The 22,427-nt window shown below is 70.4% G+C and carries 23 protein-coding genes; 11 read left to right on the top strand and 12 right to left on the bottom strand.

Annotation, left to right across the window (positions count from 1 at the left end; all coding sequences use genetic code 11):
• Positions 1-277: 277 nt before the first annotated feature.
• On the bottom strand, positions 278-883 hold the full coding sequence (locus ACQEVY_RS22625) for a dihydrofolate reductase family protein (protein ID WP_432951242.1): 606 nt from the start codon (positions 881-883) through the stop codon (positions 278-280).
• Positions 884-1,042: 159 nt separating this feature from the next.
• Entirely contained in the window at positions 1,043-1,207 is a 165-nt protein-coding gene (locus ACQEVY_RS22620; RefSeq protein ID WP_328770216.1) for a hypothetical protein, read from the bottom strand.
• Between the two features lie 211 nt (positions 1,208-1,418).
• Here ACQEVY_RS22620 and ACQEVY_RS22615 point away from each other — a divergent pair, with 211 nt between their 5' ends.
• The 3 genes from ACQEVY_RS22615 to ACQEVY_RS22605 all read left to right on the top strand — a co-directional run bounded on the left by ACQEVY_RS22615 (position 1,419) and on the right by ACQEVY_RS22605 (position 4,464).
• Positions 1,419-2,762, top strand: a complete 1,344-nt coding sequence (locus ACQEVY_RS22615; RefSeq protein ID WP_328770215.1) for a helix-turn-helix domain-containing protein — start codon at positions 1,419-1,421, stop codon at positions 2,760-2,762.
• A 108-nt stretch (positions 2,763-2,870) separates the two neighbouring features.
• The gene (locus ACQEVY_RS22610) at positions 2,871-3,923 is read left to right on the top strand and encodes an ABC transporter substrate-binding protein (protein WP_432951241.1); all 1,053 of its coding nucleotides are present in this window, start codon (positions 2,871-2,873) and stop codon (positions 3,921-3,923) included.
• Between the two features lie 88 nt (positions 3,924-4,011).
• On the top strand, positions 4,012-4,464 hold the full coding sequence (locus ACQEVY_RS22605) for a luciferase family protein (RefSeq protein ID WP_432951240.1): 453 nt from the start codon (positions 4,012-4,014) through the stop codon (positions 4,462-4,464).
• Positions 4,465-4,542: 78 nt separating this feature from the next.
• Here the strand turns inward: ACQEVY_RS22605 and ACQEVY_RS22600 are convergent, their stop codons facing one another.
• From ACQEVY_RS22600 to ACQEVY_RS22580, 5 genes are all read right to left on the bottom strand, one after another.
• A complete protein-coding gene (locus ACQEVY_RS22600) occupies positions 4,543-5,280 on the bottom strand; it encodes a L,D-transpeptidase (RefSeq protein ID WP_432951239.1) in 738 nt (245 codons plus the stop codon).
• Positions 5,270-5,779: a SigE family RNA polymerase sigma factor gene (locus ACQEVY_RS22595; protein ID WP_432951238.1), complete on the bottom strand. Its 510-nt coding sequence runs from the start codon at positions 5,777-5,779 to the stop codon at positions 5,270-5,272. Before ACQEVY_RS22595 ends, ACQEVY_RS22600 begins: the two co-directional genes overlap by 11 nt.
• A gap of 183 nt (positions 5,780-5,962) precedes the next feature.
• The gene (locus ACQEVY_RS22590) at positions 5,963-6,745 is read right to left on the bottom strand and encodes a TIGR03943 family putative permease subunit (protein WP_432955351.1); all 783 of its coding nucleotides are present in this window, start codon (positions 6,743-6,745) and stop codon (positions 5,963-5,965) included.
• Positions 6,742-7,749 (bottom strand): permease, encoded by a 1,008-nt coding sequence (locus ACQEVY_RS22585; protein WP_432951237.1) that lies wholly within the window; start codon positions 7,747-7,749, stop codon positions 6,742-6,744. The genes ACQEVY_RS22590 and ACQEVY_RS22585 overlap by 4 nt, the downstream gene beginning before the upstream one ends.
• Before the next feature lie 107 nt (positions 7,750-7,856).
• Positions 7,857-8,522 carry a TetR family transcriptional regulator gene (locus ACQEVY_RS22580; protein ID WP_432951236.1) on the bottom strand — a complete coding sequence of 222 codons (666 nt, stop codon included), beginning with the start codon at positions 8,520-8,522 and terminating at the stop codon, positions 7,857-7,859.
• A gap of 95 nt (positions 8,523-8,617) precedes the next feature.
• Between ACQEVY_RS22580 and ACQEVY_RS22575 the strand changes: the two genes are divergently transcribed.
• On the top strand, positions 8,618-9,511 hold the full coding sequence (locus tag ACQEVY_RS22575; RefSeq protein WP_432951235.1) for an SDR family NAD(P)-dependent oxidoreductase: 894 nt from the start codon (positions 8,618-8,620) through the stop codon (positions 9,509-9,511).
• A gap of 58 nt (positions 9,512-9,569) precedes the next feature.
• On the opposite strand, the gene ACQEVY_RS22570 is transcribed toward ACQEVY_RS22575, so the two are convergent.
• The 3 genes from ACQEVY_RS22570 to ACQEVY_RS22560 form a co-directional block, all read right to left on the bottom strand.
• Positions 9,570-9,902, bottom strand: a complete 333-nt coding sequence (locus ACQEVY_RS22570) for a hypothetical protein (RefSeq protein WP_432951234.1) — start codon at positions 9,900-9,902, stop codon at positions 9,570-9,572.
• Positions 9,903-10,460: 558 nt separating this feature from the next.
• Entirely contained in the window at positions 10,461-11,165 is a 705-nt protein-coding gene (locus tag ACQEVY_RS22565) for a response regulator (RefSeq protein ID WP_432951233.1), read from the bottom strand.
• Between the two features lie 245 nt (positions 11,166-11,410).
• Positions 11,411-12,472, bottom strand: a complete 1,062-nt coding sequence (locus ACQEVY_RS22560) for a PucR family transcriptional regulator (protein WP_432955350.1) — start codon at positions 12,470-12,472, stop codon at positions 11,411-11,413.
• 401 nt (positions 12,473-12,873) lie between these two features.
• On the opposite strand from ACQEVY_RS22560, the gene ACQEVY_RS22555 reads away from it, so the two are divergent.
• From ACQEVY_RS22555 to ACQEVY_RS22530, 6 genes are all read left to right on the top strand, one after another.
• Positions 12,874-13,389 carry a hypothetical protein gene (locus tag ACQEVY_RS22555; RefSeq protein WP_432951232.1) on the top strand — a complete coding sequence of 172 codons (516 nt, stop codon included), beginning with the start codon at positions 12,874-12,876 and terminating at the stop codon, positions 13,387-13,389.
• A gap of 107 nt (positions 13,390-13,496) precedes the next feature.
• On the top strand, positions 13,497-15,014 hold the full coding sequence (locus ACQEVY_RS22550; protein ID WP_432951231.1) for a flotillin family protein: 1,518 nt from the start codon (positions 13,497-13,499) through the stop codon (positions 15,012-15,014).
• A 143-nt stretch (positions 15,015-15,157) separates the two neighbouring features.
• Entirely contained in the window at positions 15,158-15,643 is a 486-nt protein-coding gene (locus ACQEVY_RS22545) for a cation:proton antiporter regulatory subunit (protein WP_432951230.1), read from the top strand.
• Positions 15,644-15,650: 7 nt separating this feature from the next.
• The gene (locus ACQEVY_RS22540; RefSeq protein ID WP_432951229.1) at positions 15,651-16,883 is read left to right on the top strand and encodes a cation:proton antiporter; all 1,233 of its coding nucleotides are present in this window, start codon (positions 15,651-15,653) and stop codon (positions 16,881-16,883) included.
• Positions 16,884-17,067: 184 nt separating this feature from the next.
• Entirely contained in the window at positions 17,068-18,081 is a 1,014-nt protein-coding gene (locus ACQEVY_RS22535) for an FkbM family methyltransferase (RefSeq protein WP_432951228.1), read from the top strand.
• Positions 18,082-18,456: 375 nt separating this feature from the next.
• Complete coding sequence (locus tag ACQEVY_RS22530) at positions 18,457-19,956, top strand: alpha/beta hydrolase (protein ID WP_432951227.1); 1,500 nt, start codon at positions 18,457-18,459, stop codon at positions 19,954-19,956.
• Positions 19,957-19,976: 20 nt separating this feature from the next.
• On the opposite strand, the gene ACQEVY_RS22525 is transcribed toward ACQEVY_RS22530, so the two are convergent.
• Together ACQEVY_RS22525 and ACQEVY_RS22520 are read right to left on the bottom strand one after the other, a co-directional pair.
• Positions 19,977-21,176, bottom strand: a complete 1,200-nt coding sequence (locus ACQEVY_RS22525; protein ID WP_432951226.1) for a CaiB/BaiF CoA transferase family protein — start codon at positions 21,174-21,176, stop codon at positions 19,977-19,979.
• Positions 21,173-21,748, bottom strand: a complete 576-nt coding sequence (locus ACQEVY_RS22520) for a MarR family winged helix-turn-helix transcriptional regulator (protein WP_432951225.1) — start codon at positions 21,746-21,748, stop codon at positions 21,173-21,175. The genes ACQEVY_RS22525 and ACQEVY_RS22520 overlap by 4 nt, the downstream gene beginning before the upstream one ends.
• 142 nt (positions 21,749-21,890) lie before the next feature.
• Between ACQEVY_RS22520 and ACQEVY_RS22515 the strand changes: the two genes are divergently transcribed.
• A complete protein-coding gene (locus tag ACQEVY_RS22515) occupies positions 21,891-22,406 on the top strand; it encodes a YceI family protein (RefSeq protein ID WP_432951224.1) in 516 nt (171 codons plus the stop codon).
• Positions 22,407-22,427 lie beyond the last annotated feature (21 nt).

Raw genomic sequence — 22,427 nt, 5'->3', positions numbered from 1 at the left:
GCGGAGCCGCCATTGACACAGCCCCGCGCCCCTTACGGGGCGCGGTCACGAACCGGGCGGCGCTGCTCGCTGCTGATGCTGCGGACGCCCGAGGGGGTGCGGGTGGAGGTGACGGACGCGTGCCCGTCGCCGCCGTCGTCCACAGCTGTGGACGACGGCGGCGACGGCAAGCCGCGCCCTTCAGGGGCGCGGGGCTGTGTCAATTTGCGGCTCCGCCGCGGGGCGCGACCAGCCCCCACCGGCCCGCAGGTTTGTCACTGCACTTCCAGCGGAGCGTTTAGGCCCCGTACGTTCCGTACTCCGGAAGTCCCGTCGATTCCAGGACGAGGATCGTCAGGCCGCCCGGTGTCGTCTCGTTGGTCACGAGGCGGAAGCCTGCCGGGGTGCCGCCGTCGGGGAACAGGCGGCGGCCGGTGCCGACGACGACCGGGGCGATCGCGAGGCGGAGTTCGTCGATCAGGCCGGCGGCCAGGAGTGACTGGCCGAGGCGGGCGCTGCCGTGGATCTGGAGGTCGCGGCCGGGCTGGCGTTTCAGTTCGGCGACCTGGGCGGGGACGTCGCCGGAGAGGATCGTGGTGGGGTTCCAGTCGGCTCGGGTGAGGGTATGGGAGGCCACGTACTTCGGCCGGCCGTTCAGGATGGCGGCGGCCGGGTGCTCGGTCATCTTCGGCCAGTCCCGCGCGAAGTTCAGATACGTACGGCGGCCGAACAGGAACGCGTCCGCCTGCTCGATCCATGCGCCGGCCAACCGCTCGAACGCCTCGTCCAGATGCGGTACGAACCAGCCGCCCCGCGTGAATCCGTCACTCGTGTCCTCGTCCGGGGCGCCCGGCCCCTGGGAGACACCATCCAGCGACAGGAACTCCTGCAGTACCAGTCTCATCACGCATCACTCCCGCTTCGGCATACGGAATCCGGTATTCGGCAGGGGACGCAATCCGCGCCCTTTCCCTCAGACCGTATGCCGAGCGGAAACTCATCGGTCCGAACGGTTCGAACCGGACCGAGCCGATCGGCCCGAAGTCGATCGGCTCGCGAACCGTCAGTGATGCGCCCCCGCCGCCCCCGCGCTGATCAGCGCCGCGCAGGCGACGATCGCGGCGCACAGGGCCGGGAGGTAGCGGACGGAAAGATCGCGGGCCGAGAGGTGGCGGGTCGAGACGTGGCGGACCGTGACGTGAAGCGCCGATACATAGCGTGTGGACATGCGTCGAAACACGGCGACAACCTCGCATCGTCAGTGCGTTAAGTGGGGGCAATCGTAGGTTTAACGCGCCGCTTAACGTAGAGCGGAACGGGCCGTGGGGCAAGAGGTATCGGAGTTCTCCTGCCCGCTTTCCATGAGCACTAACTGGCTTGTTACGAACGGAAGTTGGGTTACCAGTAGAGGTAAGTCGACTTACTGGCATGCTTGGGCCATGGCCGAGCGTGACGACCCGGGAATCATCGGGCGCCGAGTCCAGCAGCTGCGTACCGAACGTGGGCTGACCCAGAAGCAGTTGGCGGAGGGAAAGTACACGCCGGCCTACATCTCCACGCTGGAGGCGGGGCGCGTACGGCCCTCGGAGGAGGCGTTGCGGCATATCGCCGCCCGGCTCGGCGTCGCGTACGAGGAACTGGCCACCGGCCGTCCCGCCCACCTCGCCACGACCCTGCGGCTGCGGCTCACCGACGCACAGCGCACCCTCGCCACCGGGGAGGCGGAGGCCGCGGCCGAACAGTACGCGGCGCTGCTGATGGAGGCAGAGGCGCACGGGCTCGACGCCGAGTGCGCCGCCGCGCTGCTGGGGCTCGGCGAGTGCGCCCTGGAGTCCGGCGATCTGGTCGCGGGCCGACTCCGGTTCGAGGAGGCGGAGAAACGGCTCGCGGACGCACCGTTACCGATCCGGGTGCCCGCCCTGCGCGGACGTGCGGTCGCCCACTACCTCGCGGGCGAACTCCGGTACGCCTGCTATCTGTTGGAGTCCGCCCTCGACGAACTCAACCGCACCGGCCTGCACGACCCGGGCGCCTTGGTCCTCCTCTACGCGAGTGTGATCGGGCCGTACATGGACATGGGCGCCCACGCGCGCGCCGCCCAGGCCGCGGAGTTCGCCCTGGCGCTGGCTCCGCAGGTGGAGGATCCGGCGCTGGTGGCCCGTATGCACCGCTCGGTCGCCCGTACGCTGCTCGCCGAAGGCAGGATCGCGGAGGCGGACGCATCGCTGGCGAAGGCGGCGGAACTGTACCGCCAGCTCCAGACCCGTACGGAACTCGCCAACTGCCACTGGATGCGCGGCTACGTATACGCCCAGAACGGCCAACTCGACCGCGCCGAGAGCGAGTTGCGCGAGGCACGGGCGATCCTCGCCGCGAAGCGCGCGACCCTCTACACCAGCCAGGTGGTGGTGGAACTGGCCGACGTCCTGCACCGGCGGGGCAAATCGACCGAGGCGGCGGAACTGCTGCGCGATGTGCTCGGGGATCTCAACTCGGAACGGGGTGCCGTTCATGCGGCGGCGGCTCATCGGCTGCTGGGGATCATCGCCGAGGACGCGGGGGACACGGAGTCGGCCGAGGAGCACTATGTGCGGGCGCTGAGCCTGTTGGAGCGGGCGGGCGCAGCGGGGGATCTGGCGGACCTGTGCCGGATGCTGGGCGACCTGTTCCGGCGTACGGGCCGGGTGGAGGCGGCGCTGGACGCGTACCGGACGGGGCTGGGCCATCAGACCGCACCGGGGACGACGACGCTGGGGCCGGCACCGGCGCATCCGCCGCTCTGACACGACTCCGATTCCGATCCAAAGGGGCGCGGCTGGGATCCCGGCTGGGTTCCGTTTGCTCGTCCTGGGGCCTGTCGGGCAGCGGAGACCTTAGGTTAGCCTCGCCTAATGCGCAGTGTCGTCCCTTCCCGCAACCCCCTGACTCCGCACAGCATTTCCCGTCGGCGGCTTCTCGCGGCCGGCGGCGTACTCGCCCTCGGTCCGCTGGTCGCCGCCTGCGGCGGGGGCGACGACGAGCCCTCGTCAGCCGGGAACAGCGGAAGCGGCGGGGCCTGGACGTTCAAGGACGACCGGGGGAAGACCGTCGAGCTCGACAAGGCGCCGGAGCGGCTCGTCGCGTTCGTGAGCACCGCCGCCGCGCTCTACGACTACGACATCGAGTGCGAGGGCATCTTCGGGCCCAGCAAACCGGTCGGCAGCAAGCCCAATCCGCAGGCCGGCGAGATGGACGTATCGAAGCTGACCAGCCTCGGCACGGCGTTCGGCGAGTTCAACATCGAGAAGTACGCGACGCTGAAGCCGGACCTGCTGATCAGCAACATGTTCCCGGCGCCCGACCTCTGGTACGTACCCGAGGAGAGCAAGGACAAGATCGAGGCCCTCGCACCCACCGTGGGCATCAACGTCGCCCGCACCTCGCTCCTCGACCCCCTGAGGCGTACCGCCGAACTCGCCGAGGCGCTCGGCGCGGATCTGAAGGCGAAGAAGGCCACCGACGCGAAGGCCCGCTTCGACAAGGCGGTGGAGACCTTGAAGGCGGCCGCCGAGGCGAACGGCGGGCTCAAGGTCATGGCGATGACGGGGGACGACCAGCAGATGTACGTCGCAGTCCCCGACTCGTACTGCGACCTCAACTACTTCAAGAGCCTCGGCGTCGAGTTCGTCGAGGGGAAGAAGTCCGACGAGTGGGGCTTCTGGGAGTTCCTGAGCTGGGAGAACGCCGACAAGTACCACGCCGACCTGATCATGGTCGACAACCGCTCACACGCCCTCCCGGCCAAGGAGCTCAACAGGAAGCCGACTTGGCGCGAGCTGGCCGCCATCAAGGCCGGTCAGACCACACCGTGGTCGATGGAGGAGCGCTTCAGCTACGCGGGCTGGGCCCCGGTGGTCGAACGGCTCGCGGCGGCGGTGCGGAAGTCGAAGAAGCTCTCCGCCTAGGCTCTCTCGCTCCGCCCACCGGGTGATCGGCCGAACCGGCGGAAGCGGGGGGTGGTCTTCCAAGTGACGAGTGCGTAAGTATGTGGTTATGACCGCGGCCCATCGCGCCATGACTCTCCTGGAGAGCTGGCCGAACCTGGTAAGTGGCCCGCCCAAGTGCACCGTTGGGCAGGCCTTCGCTTCGGCGGGACACGAGATCGTCCATTTCCACACCGCCGATTCCGCCGACCTCCACCTCACGCGCACGGCGGTCGAACGCCTGCTCCCCCAGCTCCGCCACAACAGCGCCATCCGCGCACGCCCCGGCGCCTCCTGGATCACCGTCCTCCTCGACTGCGACGCGGACGTCGAACTCCTGCTGGGCCTCGTGAGCGTCGCCCTGAAGGAACACAGCGAGGAAGCCGGCGGGGACGCCCGGAGCCGCCCCTCCCCGCCCTGCGACTGGGAACGCCCGGCCGAATTGCCTCCCGTCCCGGCCGCACGCCCGGGAGCGGCCCGCCGCATGGTCGACCGGCTCATGCCCCACGGGCACGGGCACTGACGTACGTACGGACACAGAGGCACGTACGGACAGAGACGTACGTACTCGTCACAGGCGTACGTACCGGCACGGCGGACGTCACGACGCCGGACCGCTCGGCATCGTCGTCCGCACCGGCGCAGGTGTCGCGGGCACCGGCGTCGGCGTGGGCGCCGCTCCCACCACCGCCACCACCGCACCCCGATCGAGCCGCCGGTACAACCACTCCGCGTCGCCGCGGCGCAGTCCGATCCATCCCGTCGTGCTGTCGTAGTTGCCGGGGGCCTTCTCGTCCACGGTGAAGGCGACGATGTAGTTCGTACGGTTCTGGGGTGTACGGAGCTGGATCACCCACGGCGCCTTCATCTCGTACCGCCGCTCGAGTCCGAACATGTCGGTGGGCAGCGCGGCGACCTTGTACTTGCCGGTGACCGTCATGCGGCCGGTCGGCGTCGGCGTCTTGGCCGACCCCGCGGAGATGGGCAGGACGCGCCCCCCGACGACCAGTTCACGCCGGGAGAGGTTCACGGTCGCGGCGGGCACCGAGCCGGCGGCGGACGGCGGCCCCGGTGCCTTGAGCGTGGCCGCGGGCGGTCTGGAGTGGTGGGGGCCCTCCTTCCCGCCGGTGAACGCCATGCTCAGGACCACCGACGCGGCCGCCACCGCGCTGGCACCGACCGCGGCCAGGGAGGCGTGCCGGCGACGTCGGCGGCGTACGGCACGACGGCGGATCTCGGCGCCCGGGACGGGCGGCGGACTCTCGTGATCGTCGGCCCACTTGCGGAGGGCGCCGGCCAGTGCGCGGTGGGACTCGGCGGGCCGGGGGTCATCGGACACGGTCGTCCTCCCTCTCAGCCAGTTCATCGGCCTCGCTCAGCCACCGCGCCAGCGCCGCGCGGCCACGGGACAGCCGGGCCTTGACGGTGCCCACGGGCGCACCGGTTTCGGAGGCTACCTGTTCGACACTGAGGTCGCACAGATGGTGAAGTACGACGGCTTGGCGCTGCACCTCGGGCAGTTCCCGCAAGGCCTGGACCAGCGCGGTGCGCTCGGGCCCCGGCCCCGGCATATGCTCCGGCGGCGCGGTGCGGCGCACCAGTTCCAGCCAACGCTTCGCCCGCCGCCAGCGGCTCACCGCGAGCCGCATCGCGACGGTGCGGATCCACGCCTCGGGAGCCCCTTCGGCCAGGAACTCCCGCCGCCGGTCCCAGGCACGTACGAACGCCTCCTGGACGACGTCCTGCGCCTCGCCGTGATCCCCGGTGAAGGCATAGAGCTGGCCGGTCAGCCGCGGGAACGCGGCGGCGTAGAACGCGTCGAACTCTTCCTCGGTCATGCCCCCCGCCGGAGTCTGCGGGACGCCGTGCAACCCGGTCGTCTCTGCCGTGTGTACGGGGCGGGGACGGGTTGTTCGCGGGTCCCTGGGTCGGGTTTACGGGTCCCTGGGTCGCGTACATCGAAGCACAACACCGTAGTTGACCGAGAGTCAGTAAGGAGTCAGGCAGGGGGCGGCCAGGGTTCAGCGCTTCTCGTACGGGTTCGACGGCTGATCGACGCGGGTCACCGAGGTGGCGTTCAGGACCGGGCGGGCCTCGTCCGAGCCGGGTTTGCCGGTGCGGTGCCAGGTGCCGGTGACGGTGACCCAGGTGTCGCGGGCGGGGGCCTTGGCGCCGCGGACCTGGACCTTCAGGGGCGCGGCGTCGGCGGCGCAGCAGTTGACGAAGAGGCGGGCGACGTACCACTTGCCGTCGTCGTCCTTCGTCACGAAGCCGGTCAGCCGGAGGGTGCGCCCCTTCATGGAGGCGCCGCTGTCGAACTGCGCACGCGACGCGAACGCGCTCAGCGTCAGCTCGATCGGGTCCCCGGCCGGGAGCTTCGGGAAGGTGCCGACGCTCTGCGCCGCGACCTTCGCCGCCTCGCGCTCGGCGCTGTACGAGCCGAGGGCGGGGGGCGGGTAGATGAGGAGCGCGAGGGCGGGGGCGGCGAGGAGCCAGGCGATACGGGGGCTGCGGGTGTGGTCGTGACCGTGGCCGTGGCTGTGACCTGGATGGTCATCGTGCCCGTGGTCGCCGCCGTCCTGATCACGACTGTGGCCCTCGCCGTGATCGTGGCTGTCGCCGTCGCCGTTCGCGCGCCTGACGAGGCCCAGCACGCCGAGCACAAGCAGCAGCACGCCCGAGATGATCAGATACGGCCGCAGCCCCTCCTTCACATACCGCAGATACAGCTCGCTGAAGAGGGACACCCTCAGCAACGCCGCCCCGCACAGAAGCAGCAACACCCCCTGCGTACGGAACCTCACAGCAGCCACCACCCCACACCCACACTGCTCGCCACGGCCACGACCCAGGTCACGGACGAGAACCGGATGGCGAAGGCCCGCCCGAAGGTACCGGCCTGGAGGGCGAACAGTTTCAGATCGACCATCGGCCCGACCACCATGAAGGTGAGCCGCGCGGTGGGCGAGAACCCGGTCAGCGAGGCCGCGACGAAGGCGTCGGCCTCGGAGCAGACGCACAGAATGACGGCGAGTACGGCGAGCAGCAGCACCGACAGCCACGGGGAGTCGGTGAAGACGTCGAGCACGGAACGCGGGACGAGGATGTTGAAGGTCGCCGCGGCGGCCGCGCCCAGTACGAGGAAACCGCCCGCGTGCAGAAAGTCGTGCTGGAACCCGTCCCGGAACCCGCGCCACCCGGTAGGCGAGGCCCCCTTTCCTGTCGTACGCCGCTGGGGCAGCCACTCCTCCTTCCCGAACCGAACCCACAGCCACCCCATCACCACGGCGGTGCCGAGCGAGGCGACGAGCCGGGCGCCGACCATGGCCGGGTTCCCCGGAAAGGCGATGGAGGTGGCGACGAGCACGACCGGGTTGATGGCGGGCGCGGACAGCAGAAAGGCCAGCGCGGCGGCCGGCGCGACCCCGCGCCGCATCAGACTGTCGGCCACCGGCACGGAGGCGCACTCGCACCCGGGAAGCACTACTCCGGCCGCCCCGGCGACGGGCACGGCGAGCGCCGGTTTCTTCGGTAGTACGCGGCTGAAGACCCGCTCCGGTACGAACGCCCCGATCCCCGCGGACACCGCCGTCCCCAGCAGCAGAAAGGGCATCGCCTGCACGGCGATGGACGTGAATACGGTCCACCAGGCCGCCATGGCGGGCGTAGCAAGATCGAGCGCGAACATCGGCCCGAGCACGGACCCGACGGTGACGATCGCAACGAGGGCGACCCCGCCCACGACGAGATACACGACCCCCCGCGCGGCCAACCGCGCACCGTCGGCCAGACTCCCTCGCTCCGCCACGCCCCTTGCTTCCCGCCTCAACCGGTCGTACGTCCGTACCTCCGTACGCTCCGGGCAGATTAACCGGTACCGCTGTGCGGGCTCCTCGGTGCCTCGGTGCCTTGGTGTCAGGCGCGTGCCAGTGTGCCCGCGATCAGCGTGGCGGTGGCCTGTTCCAGGGTGGTGCGCAGGTCCAGGCGGAGCACGCTCACGGCGGGGTCGGCTTCGTAGGCGGCGGCAGCGCTGGCGGAGGGCCGGCAGTAGGCCGAGAGGGCGCCGGCCAGGATCATCGCCATCATGGCCACCGTCAGGGCGTCGTCGCCGAGTTCCGGCACGTACTGGCGGAGGAGGTCGGCCGTGTTCGTGAGGCCGGCGATGGCCGACCGCTTGTGGCGCACCACCACGTCGACGGACACGTTGTGCTCCAGCACATTGGGCTGCGCGTTGATGAGATCGAGCAGCACCGTGTGGCGGGCGAGGGACGCGCTGAGCACCGCGGCCATCTGGTCACCGCGTTCGCGCGCCGACAGGTGTGGGTCGACGCCCTTGGCCAGTTCGTCCGGCAGCTCCGCCAGGCATCTCGCCATAGCCCGCTCCAGCAGTTCGAACAGCACTGCCTCACGAGACTCGAAGTAACGCAGCACGTTCGACTTCGCCAGCCCGACCCGTCGGCTCAGCTCGTTGAGGCTCAGGTCGGCCACCGGCATTTCGTCGAGCATCGCCGCCGCCGTGTCCAGGATCGTCTGGCGCCGGATCTCGCGCTGCTCCTTACTGCGTGCCCGCTGGAAAGTCATGCGCCCAGTTTACAAACCAGCGGTCTCTTGACAGTAGACCACCGGTCTCTTACTGTCGAAGCCATAACAGACCAACGGTCTATAAGGAGACTGTCATGAAGTGGACCGAGCGCGACATCCCCGACCAGAAGGGGCGGGTGGCGGTGGTGACCGGCGCCAACACCGGCCTTGGCTTCGAGACCGCCCGTGCCCTGGCGGAACACGGAGCGACGGTGGTGCTGGCCGTGCGGGACGTCGAGAAGGGCAGGCAGGCGGCCGCCCGCATGTCCGGCGACGTCACCGTGCAGCAGCTGGACCTGACGTCACTGGAGTCGATCCGCGCCGCCGCGGCCGACCTGCACGGAACGCACACGGGGATCGACCTGCTGATCAACAACGCCGGTGTGATGTACCCGCCGAAGCAGACCACGCGCGACGGCTTCGAGCTGCAGTTCGGTACCAACCATCTCGGCCACTTCGCGTTCACCGGGCTGGTGCTGGACCTGCTGCTCCCCGTGCCGGGCTCGCGGGTGGTGACGGTCAGCAGCGTCGCCCACCGCATCCGGGCCGGCATCCACTTCGACGACCTGCAGTCGGAGCGGTCCTACAGTCGCGTAGCGGCCTACGGGCAGTCGAAGCTGGCGAACCTGTTGTTCACCTACGAGCTGCAACACCGCCTCGCCTCGCGCGGCACCACGATCTCGGTGGCCGCACACCCGGGTCTGGCCAACACCGATCTCATGCGCAACCTCCCGGCCGCGATGCGAGTGATCAGCCCCGTGATCGCGCCCTTCATAAGCCAGAAGCCGGAAATGGGCGCACTACCGACCCTGCGCGCCGCCACCGACCCCGCAGTCCACGGCGCCCAGTACTACGGCCCCGACGGAATGGGCGGCTCCCGAGGCCACCCGAAGCTCGTCGAGTCCAGCCCGGAGTCCTACGACCGCACAGTCCAGCAACGCCTGTGGACAGTCTCCGAGAACCTCACCGGCGTGAAGTTCCCTGCTTAAGGACGCGGTGAGGCTGTCGCCCGAACCCGACGGTGACGACTGAGGCGGTCAGTCGCCCTTACTCCGACCGTCCCATGGTCACCATGCGTGTGCCCGGGGTGAAGTCCGCGAAGGACTGGTGCCAGCTTTCGGTGGGCCAGTGGTAGGTGACCTGGCCCTCGGTGGGGCGGTAGTGGGCGGTGTACAGGGTGCCCAAGCCCGACTCGTACGCGGAGTTGTACAGCGGCGGCTTCAGCAGTGCCGCGAGATCCAGGCCCGCCGCCCGGACCGTGGCCAGCCGCTCCTGGGTGCGGCTCTGCTGCTCCTGCTCGTCCGGGACCGACAGGTGCTGGTGGTTGGTGGCGCAGGCGTCCGGGGCCTCGGTGAGGGGGATGTCGGGGCCGACGTACACGGTCGTGGCGCGGACGGTGAAGTGCGGTCAACTTACCGAAATTTAGGGCGAATTCACCAGAGTCACGCCGACGCGGTTGGGCGGTTGGGTTGGTTGTCGGCTGACGGTTCGTTGTGGCTGGTTGCGCAGTTCCCCGCGGGGTGCCTCCGGCGGTTGGGCGGGTGCGGGTGTGTGGGTGATTGCTCGCGCCCACGCGGCGGAGCCGCAAATTGACACAGCCCCGCGCCCCTTGGCTGGTTGGTGGGTGCGGGGCCGCGGGCCGGTGCGTCAGCCCGTCGCCAACGGGGCATACGGCCCCGTGCTTGCACAGGGTGCTGGTGTGCCCAGACCGAAGCTAAGCGACGGGCATAGGACGCACCGGCCCACGTCCCCTCCCCCCGGCGGGAAGCTGCGGGTAGTCGGGGGTGCGGGCACACGGTGGCTGGCGAGCATGGCGACTGGTGAGCTGTGTGGCTGGCGGTTCGAGGAGCGCCCCATCAGGGGCGCGGGGAACTGCGCGAACAGCCACGACACACCCGCAGTCGAAACACGAACCCAACCCCCCACGAACCCAACCGCTCAACCGGCGGACGCCACCCCCGTCTGCCACGCCCACGCCGCGATCTCCACGCGATTCCTCGCCGCCAGTTTGATTTGGACGCTGGCCAGGTGCGTCTTGACCGTGGACAGGGATACGTACAGGTCCGCGGCGATCTCGGCGTTCGTGCGCCCCAGCGCGACCAGGCGTACCACGTCCAACTCGCGGTCAGTGAGCGGTTCTTGGGGCTTGGCCGGAGGTGGTGCGGACGGTGTGGGGGGCGCCGTGGGGGCCGTTACGTGTTTGAGGAGGCGGACCGTGATGGAGGGGGAGACCAGGGAGTCGCCGGCCGCGGCGGCGCGGACCGCCTCCGCGAGGAGCGTGGGGCCGGAGTCCTTCAGGAGGAAGCCGCAGGCTCCGCCGCGCAGGGCGCCGTAGACGTACTCGTCGAGGTCGAAGGTCGTCACCACGACGACCCGCATCGGGTCCGGAACCTCCGGGCCCGCCAGCAACCGCGTCGCCTCCAGCCCGTCCATCTTCGGCATACGGATGTCGAGCAGGCACACGTCCGGCCGCGCCTCACGCGCCAGGGCGACGGCCTGCTCCCCGTCCGCCGCCTCGGCGACCACGGTGATGTCCGGCTGCGCGTCCAGGAAGAAACGGAACCCGGTACGCACCATGTCCTGATCGTCTGCGATCAGAACGCGGATGGGGCGGTCGCGCTCGGTCGTGGCTCGCTCGGTCATGGCCGAATCCTGCCGTATGGGGATGAGGGGCGGCGACTCCCCCCGAGCTGTGCTCCGTGCTCCAGCTCAGACCTCTGAGCAGCCTTGGTGAAGTCCGGTGCGGTATCGCGCCCCACAAGGGGCGCGGGGCCATGACATATGCGGCTCCGCCGCGATGAGGGCCTTGCTCGGGCGGGGCCGAGAGCGGGGAGCGACCCGCCCCCACCGGCCCGCGGGTTCACTGTGCTTCCAGCGGAGCGCTCAGCTCAGAAGTCCTTCTCCGGCCAGTCCAGCAGCCGCGCCCCGATCACCGCCGTCTGCAGCGTGTACCGGTGCACCGGGTCCGCCGGATTCGCGCCGGTCAGCCGGTGGATCCGGTCCAGCCGGTACGTGAGGGCCCGCACGCTCAGTGACAGTCGGCGGGCCGCCTCCGCGGCTACGCAACCTGCGGCGAAGTACTCGGTGAGGGTGTCGAGGAGGGGCCGGGCTCCGCCGCGGGCCTGCCGGAGTGGGCCGAGGGCGCTGCGTACCAGGTCCGCCATGGCCTGGCGGTCGCGGGTGAGGACGGGGTAGACGAGGAGGTCGGCGGCGCGGAGTACGGGGGCGTCGAGCTCGAGGCGTTCGGCGAGGTCGAGGGCGTTCAGTGCCTCCTCGTACGACTGGACGACCCCGCCGGGGCCGGGCTGCGGGCGGCCGATGGCGACCTGGCCGCCATCGGTCGCCGCGTACGCCTGCTTGGCGAAGAAGGCGACGACCTCGTCCTGGTCGCCGGGCGCGATGCAGACGAGCCGCCCGTCCTTGGTGGTGACCAGGATGCTGCGGTCGCCGAACCGGCCGATCAGCGCGCGTTCCACCTCGCGGGAGACGGCGTCGCCCTCGTCGTACCCGGCCTTGCCTTGCGCCACGGCGACGGCGTGCGCGTGGGACAGGCGCAGCCCGAAGCGTTCGGCGCGCTCGGCGAGCCGGCCCAGGTCGCTGCGTCCGTACAGCAGGTCGTCGATGAACTCCCGGCGCGCCGCCTCCTCTTGGCGTACGGCCTGCCGCTGGGCCCGCTCGTACCCCTCGGCGAAGGCGTCGACGGTCTGCTCGACGGCGGCGAGCACGCTGTCCGCGGAGGTGAGGCCCGCGGCCGTCCCGTGCACGCGGGCGGCGGCCAGGTGCGCGCCGACGAGGGCGCGGAGCCCGTATCCGGCCTCGGCGGCGCGTTCGCCCAGAGCCCGGCGGGAGTCGAGTTCGTCGCGGGTCAGCCGGCGGCCGGTCGCCGAGGCGTCCGCGAGGATGACGGCGAAACCGTCCAGATACTCCTCGGGTACGTCCCGCCCCGCCATCAGCGCCCCTTGATACGTCATCAGCCCATACGTCGTCACCAGCTCTTGACGCCTTTCTAACGCATACGCGGCTGGGGCGAACCGTCAGGGAGTGGTTCACTGCCGGGACAGGCACGGGACGGCGCACCGGACAGTGCACATGACTGGGCCCCGGTGCCGGTGTCTTCCCCCTCGACGCTCCGGCACCGGGGCCCGTATCCGTCCCCCGTAGCTCCCCCGTGCTCCCCTTTCCTGCCCGGCCATCGTGGCCCGCGGCCGCGCCCCGGCGCATGGCCCGGAACCGGCATCAAGGCGGCGTAAAGATTGCCGGGGTACGGCAGTGTGCGATGGGGCACATGCTTGAGATGATTCTCGTACGCCGAGGTGGTCGGCGTACGCGGGGGACACGGGGGACGTAGCGCATGACCTTCTTTCTCGGTCTCGGCATCGCGGGGATCGTTCTGCTCGTCCTGGCGCTCGTCTTCGACGGGGTGCTGGAAGGGCTTTTCGACGGGGTCGGGGTGCTGGACGGGCTGTTCGACGGGCTGCTGTCGCTGCCGGTGATCGCCGGGTTCGTGTCGATGCTCGGCTTCGGCGGGGCGATCGTCCTGGGGACGACCGGGCTCGGCGCCGGGCCCGCCACCGCCGTGGGTGTCGGCGCGGGAGCCGGAGCCGGCTGGCTGACCTGGAGATTCAGCCGGGCCCTTATGCGGGACGATCCCGCCGTCACCCCGCGAAGCGAGGACCTGGTGGGCTCCTCGGGCTCCGTGGTCACCGCGATCCCGGCGGACGGCTATGGCGAGGTGCTGCTGTATCTCGCGGGCCAGCCGGTGAAGTACGCGGCCAAGAGCGCCGTTCCGATCCCGCGGGGCGCCGAGATCTGGGTCGAGGGGACCTTGTCGACGACGTCGGTGACGGTCCGCCCAGTCGAGCGCTGACCCGCACATCAGGCCCGTACAGCACCGCCTGAACAACACACCACACCCCGCACATCATTCGTACGTACCGATCTGCCGTCCCCTGAGACGGCAAGGGGGAAGTCACCATGAGTCCAGTCCTCATCGCCGTCGTCGGAGTCGTCGTACTCCTCGTGCTGCTCGCGCTCGTCGTCGTCACCCGGTACAAGGTGGCCGGGCCGAGTCAGGCGTTCATCGTCACCGGGCGGCGTGGCAAGAAGTCCACCGATCCGGAGACCGGCCGTATCTTCACCGACAACAGCGGTCAGAAGGTCGTGGTCGGCGGCGGTGTGTTCGTCGTGCCGTTCGTGCAGCAGAAGTTCACCCTCGACCTGTCCTCGCGGCACATCCCGATCTCGGTGCGTGGCGCGGTCACGCTGCGCGGCGTCAAGGCCAACCTCGAAGGCGTGGCCATCGTCAAGGTCGGCGGTTCCGAGGACTCGATTCGGGCCGCGGCCCAGCGGTTCCTGATGCAGCAGGGCGGGATCGTCGGGTTCACGCAGGAGGTGCTGTCCGGCGCGCTCAGGTCCATCGTGGGCCGGATGTCGGTGGAGGACATCATCCGGGACCGGGCCGCGTTCGCAGGTCAGGTCGCGGAGGAGGCCGAGGCGAGCCTGTCCGGGCAGGGCCTGGTGCTCGACGCCTTCCAGATCCAGGACATCACCACCGAGGGCTCCTACCTGGAGGACCTGGGCCGGCCCGAGGCCGCCCGCGCCAAGCAGGAGGCCGACATCGCGGAGGCGGTGGCCCGCCGGGCCGCCGAGCAGGCGCGGCTGAAGGCGGAAGAGGAGATCGCGATCGCCCAGCGGACGTTCGCGCTCAAGCAGGCCGAGATCAAGGCCGAGACGGACGCGGCGGCCGCGCAGGCCAACGCCGCCGGTCCGCTCGCGGAAGCCGCACGTCAGCAGGACGTCCTGATCCAGCAGGAGAAGGTGGCCGAGCGCCAGGCGGCACTGAAGGACCGTCAGCTCGACACCGAGGTACGTAAGCCCGCCGACGCCCGGCGGTACGAGGCCGAGCAGGAGGCGGAGGCCAAGCGGGTGGCCCGTGTGAAGCAGGCCGAGGCCGAGCGGCTGGCCGCCATCGCGGCCGCGCAGGCGGAGGCCGAGCGGGCGCGGCTGTCGGGTGAGGGCGAGAAGCAGCGCCGCTCCGCGCTGGCCGAGGCGGAGGCCGTCGAGGGTCTCCGGCAGGGTGAGGCCGAGCGGTCCCGGCGTGCGGCGATCGCGGAGGCGGTCCGGCTGGAGGGCGAGGCCGAGGCCGCCGCGATCGGGGCGACGGGTGCCGCTCAGGCGGAGGCCATGCGGAAGAAGGCGGACGCGTTCGCGCAGTACGGCGACGCGGCCGTGCTCCAGATGCTTGTCGAGGTGCTGCCGCAGGTCGTCGCCAAGGCGTCCGAGCCGCTCAGCGCAGTCGACAAGATGACGGTGATCTCTACGGACGGCGCCAGCCAACTGTCCCGTACGGTCGCTGACAACGTCGCACAGGGCATGGAACTCCTCAGCTCCACCACGGGAGTTGACCTCGCCGAGCTGCTGAAGGGGATCACGGCGGGCAAGACGGCCGTACCCGCGGAGGCGGCCAACGGGAAGATCGAAGTGACCGGCTGACCGAAGTTCGAGGTGACTGACTGACCGTGGAGGCTGGCGTTCCGCCCAGGAGCGCCGGCCTTCATACGGGTTGCGTACGGTGCGTATGTGGGGCTGCGGCAGCCCCGTAGACACGTACGTACGGATCGGACAGGGGATCAGCCATGGGCACACCACGCCTGAGCAGTACGCCGTTGCCGGGGATCGGGGTGCGCTACGACCTGACGACACGTGAGCGGCGCCGGCTCTCGGTGGTCGCGCACCGCGACGGCGACCGGACGTTCAGCGCGTACCGCACGGACGACCCGGACGCCTGCTCGCTGTCCGTGCATCTGACGCCGAAGGAGGCCGCGGCCCTCGTCGACGCCCTGCTGCCCACCCACCACAGCCCGAATCTCCTGGTCACCACCGAGCTGGGCCTGGTGGCCGAACGCCTCGAGTTGGCCGGCACCTCGTACTGGAACGGACGCCTGCTCGGCGAGACCCGGCTGCGTACCGAGACCGGCGCCTCGGTCGTCGCCGTGCTGCGCCGCGCGGAGGCGATCCCCTCGCCCGCGCCGGACTTCCGGCTGGCCGGCGGGGACACCCTCATCGTGATCGGCACCCGCGAGGGCGTGGAAACGGCGGCGACGATACTCGGACGGGAGTGATCCGGACGTGCACGGTTCCGCCGTCTTTCTGATCGAGTTCGGCGCCATCATCCTCGGCCTGGGGCTGCTGGGCCGGATCGCCGGCCGGTTCTCGTTCTCGCCCATCCCGCTGTATCTGCTCGCCGGACTCGCCTTCGGGGAGGGCGGGTTGCTGCCGCTGGGCACCAGCGAGGAGTTCGTGGCGATCGGCGCCGAGATCGGGGTCGTACTGCTGCTGCTCATGCTGGGGCTCGAGTACACGGCGAGCGATCTGGTCACGAACCTCAAGACCCAGTACGCGGCGGGCCTCGTCGACGCCGCCCTGAACGCCCTGCCCGGCGCGGCCATGGCGCTGCTGCTCGGCTGGGGTCCGGTGGCCGCCGTGGTCCTCGCCGGAGTCACCTGGATCTCGTCCTCCGGAGTCATCGCGAAGGTCCTCGGCGACCTGGGGCGGCTCGGCAATCGCGAGACTCCCGTGATCCTCAGCATCCTGGTGCTCGAAGACCTGGCGATGGCCGTCTATCTGCCGATCGTCACCGCCCTGGTGGCCGGCGCGGGCCTCGCCTCGGGCAGCCTCACGCTGGCCATCGCGCTCGGCGCGGCGGCGCTCGTCCTCGTTGTCGCGGTGCGGTACGGGCGCCTCATCTCCCGTTTCGTCTCCAGCGACGACCCCGAGAAGCTGCTCCTGGTCGTACTCGGCCTGACCCTGCTGGTCGCCGGGCTCGCCCAGCAGCTCCAGGTGTCGGCGGCGGTGGGCGCGTTCCTGGTCGGCATCGCGCTGTCCGGGGAGGTGGCGGAGGGCGCGCACAATCTGCTCTCCCCGCTCCGTGACCTGTTCGCCGCCGTGTTCTTCGTCTTCTTCGGCCTGCACACCGACCCGGCCAGCATTCCGCCGGTACTGCTGCCCGCGCTCGCGCTGGCCGTGGTCACCGCCGTCACGAAGATCGCCACGGGGTACTGGGCCGCCGGGCGGGCCGGGATCTCGACGAAGGGGCGCTGGCGGGCGGGCGGCACGCTGGTGGCGCGCGGCGAGTTCTCGATCGTGATCGCCGGGCTCGCGGTCACGGCGGGCATCGAACCGTCCCTCGGGCCGCTGGCCACGGCGTATGTGCTGATCCTGGTGGTGATCGGGCCGCTGACGGCTCGCTTCACGGAGCCGGTGGGTACGCGCCTGACGGCGGTCGTCCGTCGTCAGCGGGCCGCGACGCCGCCTGAGGCGGAGGGGGCGCCGGAGCCGGCGGGGCGGGGGCCGGGGGCTTGAGGTTGTGGGGGCTGAGGGACTGCGGAGTGGGCATGCGGGCGCCAGGGCGCGAGCACCCTGTGTTAGCGCCCTGCGGAGAGCCTGCGAGGTTCGCCGTCCGGTACTCGCGTGAACGGGACGTTACTTGAGCAGGAAGTTCTGCGATCGCTTCAACGAACGGGTGCTCGCATGTAAGGGTGTCTGGATGCAGACCCTTTACAGGCGACTACTCAAGCTGCTTCCCAAGCTCGGGGTGCAGGTGCTCGATCTTGGTCCGGGAGAGGCGTTGGTCTCCCGGCGACGTGGGCGTGCCCCGATCTCTCTCGAGGCGGGCACTGATCTGCTGGCCCGCCGAAGTAGCGGTTACACGGTGACGCCCGTGGGCGGCGACGCGTGGCTGGTGGCCCGCGGTCGCGCCGAGGGGTCCAAGGCCAAGCCGAAGCCGGCGAAGTGGAAGAGCGCCGCGCTCGGGCAGACCGGGGCGCACCTGCTGTTCGACCCGGAGGCGACGAATGGCGACGAGCGCGTCCTTCAGCTGGCCGCCGCCGATTACCTGTGCGCCCACCATGTGAACGCGGTGCTGGACAAGTACCAGGTGAACTGCGTCTTCGACGTGGGCGCCAACGCCGGCCAGTACGGCAGGCGCCTGCGCCGCCACGGTTACACCGGCCGCATCGTCTCCTTCGAGCCGACCGCCGAGCACTTCGCCAAGCTCCAGAAGAAGGCGGAGAACGACCCCGACTGGCACGTCTACAACTTCGGCCTCGGCCGTGAAGAAGCCACCATGGAGATCCACGCCAACTGGAACTCCATGAACTCCCTGCTCCCGCCCACCGAGTACGGCAAGGGCCGCTACAAGCGGTTCGCCAAGGCGACCATGGAGCAGATCGAGATCCGCCGCCTCGACGCGGTGATGGACGAGGCCCTGGACGGCCTCACCGACCCCCGCCCCTACCTCAAGATGGACACCCAGGGCTACGACCTGGAGGTCTTCGCAGGCGCCGGCAAACGAGTCGACGACTTCGTGGGCATGCAGTCAGAAGTAGCCCTCCTCCAGCTCTACGAGGGCAGCCCCCGCATGCACGACGCAGTCGCCCTGTACGAGGAGGCCGGCTTCGAGATCACGGGCATGTACCCGGTGACCCGGGAACCGGCTACGGGGCGGGTTGTGGAGTTCGACTGCGTGATGGTCCGCCCAGCAGCTGCCTCCGGCGATTGAGCGGTTGGGTTCGTTTTCGGGGGCGGGTGCGTCGTGGCTCGTGAGCATGGTGACTGGCGGCTCCGGGAGCGCCCCTCAGGGGCGCGGGGAACTGCGCGACAAGCCACGACACACCCGCAGCCGCGACACGACATGTCACCCCCACCCCGGTAGGCACCCCACGAAACCACCCACCCCGCAGTAGGCGCCCGATCACCTGCCGGAGGCAGAGGGGCCGGGGGGCGCAGCCCCCCGCGCGGCGGAGCCGCAAATTGATACAGCCGGGAAGGGGCGGGGCTGGGGAAAGAAACCCCGCCCACGCTCGGGTAAACCCCCCTGGACATAGGCCAGTTGGCCGGATGGGCCGCCCGCAGGCGAGCCGCCAGGCTCATGGTCATGACGAAGACCAAGAGAAACGCCGCCCTGATGGCCGCCTCCGCCGTCGTCCTCGGAATCACCGCCCCGCTGACCGCGGCGTCGGCCGCAAACCCCGCCCCACCCAAGGGAGTTGAAGACTCCCTGGACTGGACGAAGTGCGAGGGCCAAGGCCTCGACCCCCGCCAGGAGTGCGCAACCGTCAAGGTCCCGCTGGACCACGCCCACCCCGGCGGCAAGAAGATCGGCATCGCAATCTCCCGCATCCCCAGCGAAAAGCCGGAGGCCCGCCGCGGCGCGCTGCTGCTCATCCCCGGCGGCCCCGGCGGCAGCGCCCTCGGCGCCCCCTCCGGCAAGGGGCAGAAGCTGCCGCAGAACGTGCGGGACACGTACGACCTGATCGGCTTCGACCCCCGAGGGGTCGGCCGTTCCACCCCGGTCAGCTGCGGCCTGGAACACGAGGACCTCGCCCTCTCCAAGCTGCGCCCCTGGCCCGCCCCGAACGGCTCCGTCACGGAGAACATGGCCAACGCCCAGCGCCTCTCCGACGCCTGCGCAAGCAACGGCGGCGAGCTGATGCGCCACATCAGCACCGCTACCGAAGCCCGCGACATCGACCGCATCCGCGCCGCGCTCGGCGAGCGGAAGCTCTCCGCGTGGGGCGTCTCGTACGGGACGTACGTCGGCGCCGTCTACAGCCAACTCTTCCCGCACCGCACCGACCGCATCGTGCTGGACAGCAACCAGAATCCCGACCCCGTCCGGCTGCAGCGCGCCTGGCTCGCCGCGTACGAGACCGGTGTGGAGGACAACTTCCCGGAGTTCGCCAAGTGGGCGTCGGCGCCCGGCAATCCGAATCGGCTGGCCCGTACGGCGGCCGAGGTACGTCCCCTGTTCCTGCGCCTCGCCGCCCGCCTCGACCGCGAGCCCATCCCCTGGCCCGGCGCCAACCCGGAGGAGCTGAACGGCAACGTCCTGCGCCAGACGATGCTGGACACCCTCGCCGACCCCGACAACTACCCGGGCCTGGCCCAGCTGATCCTGGCCGCCCAGAAGGGCACGGTCCCGCCCGCGCCCCAGGCGCCGCCCGAATCGGTCCAGCAGAACGTCACCGCGGCCTCGGCCGCGACCGTCTGCAACGACGCCGCTTGGCCCAGCTCAACTGCCGTATACCAGAAGGGAGTCGACAAGAGCCGCGTCAAATACCCGCTGACCGCAGGGATGCCGAGGAACGCGCTGACCTGCGCCGCCTGGCCGTACGAGCCGAAGGAGCCCCCGGTACGCATCACCGACCGTGGCCCCTCCAACATCCTGCTCGTCCAGAACGAGCGCGACGTCGCCACTCCACTGAGCAGCGCCCTGAAGCTCCGTAGCACCCTCGGCAAGCGCGCCACCATGGTGACCGTGAACTCCACCGGCCACGGCGCCTACCTCGCCAACGGCAACGAGTGCGGCGACCGGACGGTGTCCCACTTCCTGGCCACGGGGGAGCGGCCGGGGCGGGATGTCCACTGCGACTGAGGTCCGAGGCAGCGTCCGTGTCAGATGACCTCGGCGGCGCGGAGGCCGACGATGGCCTCCGCGCTGTGCCCAAGCTCCGCCAGGATCCGTTCCGTGTGCTCCCCGACCGCGGGGACCGGGTCCATACGGGCCGGGGCCCCCGCCAGGTCCACCGGCGGCAAGAGCGCCGGCACCGCACCCCCGCCGGGAAGGCGCACGTCCTGCCACCGCCCGCGCGCGGCGAGTACGGGATGGGCGAGGAACTCCTCGACGTCGTTGACCCCGGCGTTCGCGATGCCCGCCTCGTCCAGCAGCTTCTCCACCTCGCGGCTGTCCGAGCGGCCGAAGCGTTCGGCGACGATGGCGTTGATCTCGTCGCGGTGTGCCACCCGGTCCGAGCCGGTGGCGAAGCGGGGGTCGTCGACGAGTTCCGGGCGCTCCAGGAAGCGCTCGCACAGCGCGACCCACTCGCGTTCGTTCTGGATCGAGAACAGTACGTCCTTGCCGTCGGCCGCGGTGAAGGCGCCGTACGGGGCGATGGTGGCGTGCTGGGTGCCGATGCGGGGCGGCTGGGTTCCGCCGTGGCGGGTGTAGTAGGCGGGCTGGCTCATCCACTCGGCCAGGGCTTCGAAGAGGGAGACCTCCACGGCGCGGGCGACGCCGGTGGTCGCGCGGGTGTAGAGGGCGGTCAGGATGCCCGAGTACGCGTACATCCCGGCGGCGATATCGGCGACGGACACCCCCGCGCGGGCCGCTCCGTGCTCGTTCCCGGTGAGTGAGACAAGCCCGGTCTGGCACTGTACGAGCAGGTCGTACGCCTTTCGGTGCGCCCACGGCCCGCTGCTCCCGTAACCGGAGATGGAGCAGGGGATGAGGGATGGGTGCCGTTCGGCCAGGTCTTCGGCGCCAAATCCCAGCCTGGCGGCCGCGCCCGGGGCCAGATTCTGTACGAACACGTCGGCGCCGCCGAGCAGTTGCTCCAGGATCTCCCGGCCCTGCCGCGACTTCAGGTCGAGGGTCAGGGATTCCTTGGAGCGGTTGAGCCACACGAAGTAGCTGGATTCTCCGTCGACCGTGGTGTCGTACCGCCGAGCGAAATCCCCCTCCCCCGGCCGCTCCACCTTGATGACCCGCGCCCCGAGATCGGCCAGCTGGCGCGTGGCGAAGGGCGCGGCCACGGCCTGCTCGACGCTCACGACGGTGACGCCGGTGAGCGGGCGTGGTGCGGGGTGCCCGGTCACGGGGCCCTCCTGTCCGGCGACTCGTGCGGCTGCTGGTCGTCGTCCGCGATGCCCGGCAGCAGGCCGCACAGGGCGGCGCGTTGCTCGGGGCCGATGGCGCGGGTTACGGCGTCGGTGATGGCGTGCGCGAGTGGGGGCGAGGTGTCGTTCAGGAGCCGGCGTGCCTTCTCGGTGAGGGTCACTTCGATGCCGCGCCGGTCGCCGCAGACCGAGCCTTTGGTGACCAGTCCGGCGTGCTGGAGGCAGGCGACCTGGTAGGTCAGCCGGGTTTTGGGGCGGCCGAGGAGTTCGGCGATGCGGGTCATGCGCAGGCCGCCTCCGGGTTGGTCGGCCAGCAGGCACATGATCAGGAACTCGTCGTGCGAGATCCCGAGGGCCTCCTTGACGCGGACGCGCAGCTGCTGCTCGACCGCTCCGGCCGCGGCCAGCAGGTGCATCCAGGCGCGTAGCTCCGCCGGCAGCAGCACGCTGTCGCCGGTGGGACAGCCCGAGGGCTGCTCGCCCGACTGGTCGCCCGAGGGATCGCGCTCGGGCAGGTCGGACAGGTCCGTGGGAGCGGTGGAGTCGGCCATGATGCTCCACTCTATCGGACCGGTTGTCCATTTTTGGATTACGCGCTAGCGTGTGGCTGTCCAAATTTGGATAACCCTCGACAGTCCTTGGACAGTCCTTGTCATCGCTCCAGCCACACCCGCTCCCGTCAGGAGAAACGTCATGTCCGTAGCAGTCGAAACCGGCCTCTGGCAGCTCGACCCCGCCCGCTCCACCGTCGCCGTCCGGCAGAAGACGATGTGGGGCATGGTCACCGTCAACGGCACCTTCGCGGGCGTCACGGGCGACGGCGAGGTCCGTCCCGACGGTTCCGCCAGTGGCACGGTGACCATCGACGCCGCCTCCCTGGACACCAAGCACACCAAGCGCGACAAGCACCTGCGCTCCGCCGACTTCTTCGACGTGGACCGGCACCCCACCATCACCTTCGCCGTACGCAGCTGCGCCCCACGTACGGACGACACCGCCGAAGTCTCCGGCCAGCTGACCGTACGCGGCATCAGCCGCCCCGTGTCCTTCACCGCCCGCGTCACCGACTCGACGGCCGACGCGGTCACCCTGGCCGCCGAACTGACCGTCGACCGCGCCGAGTTCGGCATCACCTGGAACCAGCTGGGCATGATGCGCGGCCTGACCACCGTCACCACCACCCTCCGCTTCGCCCGCGCGGCGGCCTGACGGGCAGTAAGGCCGAGCAAG

This window comes from Streptomyces sp. CA-288835 (assembly GCF_050936385.1).
Taxonomy (GTDB): Bacteria; Actinomycetota; Actinomycetes; order Streptomycetales; family Streptomycetaceae; genus Streptomyces.
Note: the sequence above shows the minus strand (reverse complement) of the source record. Positions and strands in the feature narration are given on the sequence as shown.

What these genes read in the sequence shown, in the direction of transcription:
- ACQEVY_RS22550 (WP_432951231.1), top strand. Translation starts at nt 13,497, where the DNA reads ATGAGTCCAGTCCTCATCGCCGTCGTCGGAGTCGTCGTACTCCTCGTG.
- ACQEVY_RS22555 (WP_432951232.1), top strand. Translation starts at nt 12,874, where the DNA reads ATGACCTTCTTTCTCGGTCTCGGCATCGCGGGGATCGTTCTGCTCGTC.
- ACQEVY_RS22520 (WP_432951225.1), bottom strand. Translation starts at nt 21,748, where the DNA reads ATGGCCGACTCCACCGCTCCCACGGACCTGTCCGACCTGCCCGAGCGC.
- ACQEVY_RS22575 (WP_432951235.1), top strand. Translation starts at nt 8,618, where the DNA reads ATGAAGTGGACCGAGCGCGACATCCCCGACCAGAAGGGGCGGGTGGCG.
- ACQEVY_RS22515 (WP_432951224.1), top strand. Translation starts at nt 21,891, where the DNA reads ATGTCCGTAGCAGTCGAAACCGGCCTCTGGCAGCTCGACCCCGCCCGC.
- ACQEVY_RS22625 (WP_432951242.1), bottom strand. Translation starts at nt 883, where the DNA reads ATGAGACTGGTACTGCAGGAGTTCCTGTCGCTGGATGGTGTCTCCCAG.
- ACQEVY_RS22595 (WP_432951238.1), bottom strand. Translation starts at nt 5,779, where the DNA reads ATGACCGAGGAAGAGTTCGACGCGTTCTACGCCGCCGCGTTCCCGCGG.
- ACQEVY_RS22565 (WP_432951233.1), bottom strand. Translation starts at nt 11,165, where the DNA reads ATGACCGAGCGAGCCACGACCGAGCGCGACCGCCCCATCCGCGTTCTG.
- ACQEVY_RS22605 (WP_432951240.1), top strand. Translation starts at nt 4,012, where the DNA reads ATGACCGCGGCCCATCGCGCCATGACTCTCCTGGAGAGCTGGCCGAAC.
- ACQEVY_RS22580 (WP_432951236.1), bottom strand. Translation starts at nt 8,522, where the DNA reads ATGACTTTCCAGCGGGCACGCAGTAAGGAGCAGCGCGAGATCCGGCGC.
- ACQEVY_RS22535 (WP_432951228.1), top strand. Translation starts at nt 17,068, where the DNA reads ATGCAGACCCTTTACAGGCGACTACTCAAGCTGCTTCCCAAGCTCGGG.
- ACQEVY_RS22545 (WP_432951230.1), top strand. Translation starts at nt 15,158, where the DNA reads ATGGGCACACCACGCCTGAGCAGTACGCCGTTGCCGGGGATCGGGGTG.
- ACQEVY_RS22620 (WP_328770216.1), bottom strand. Translation starts at nt 1,207, where the DNA reads ATGTCCACACGCTATGTATCGGCGCTTCACGTCACGGTCCGCCACGTC.
- ACQEVY_RS22530 (WP_432951227.1), top strand. Translation starts at nt 18,457, where the DNA reads ATGACGAAGACCAAGAGAAACGCCGCCCTGATGGCCGCCTCCGCCGTC.
- ACQEVY_RS22615 (WP_328770215.1), top strand. Translation starts at nt 1,419, where the DNA reads ATGGCCGAGCGTGACGACCCGGGAATCATCGGGCGCCGAGTCCAGCAG.
- ACQEVY_RS22610 (WP_432951241.1), top strand. Translation starts at nt 2,871, where the DNA reads ATGCGCAGTGTCGTCCCTTCCCGCAACCCCCTGACTCCGCACAGCATT.
- ACQEVY_RS22560 (WP_432955350.1), bottom strand. Translation starts at nt 12,472, where the DNA reads ATGGCGGGGCGGGACGTACCCGAGGAGTATCTGGACGGTTTCGCCGTC.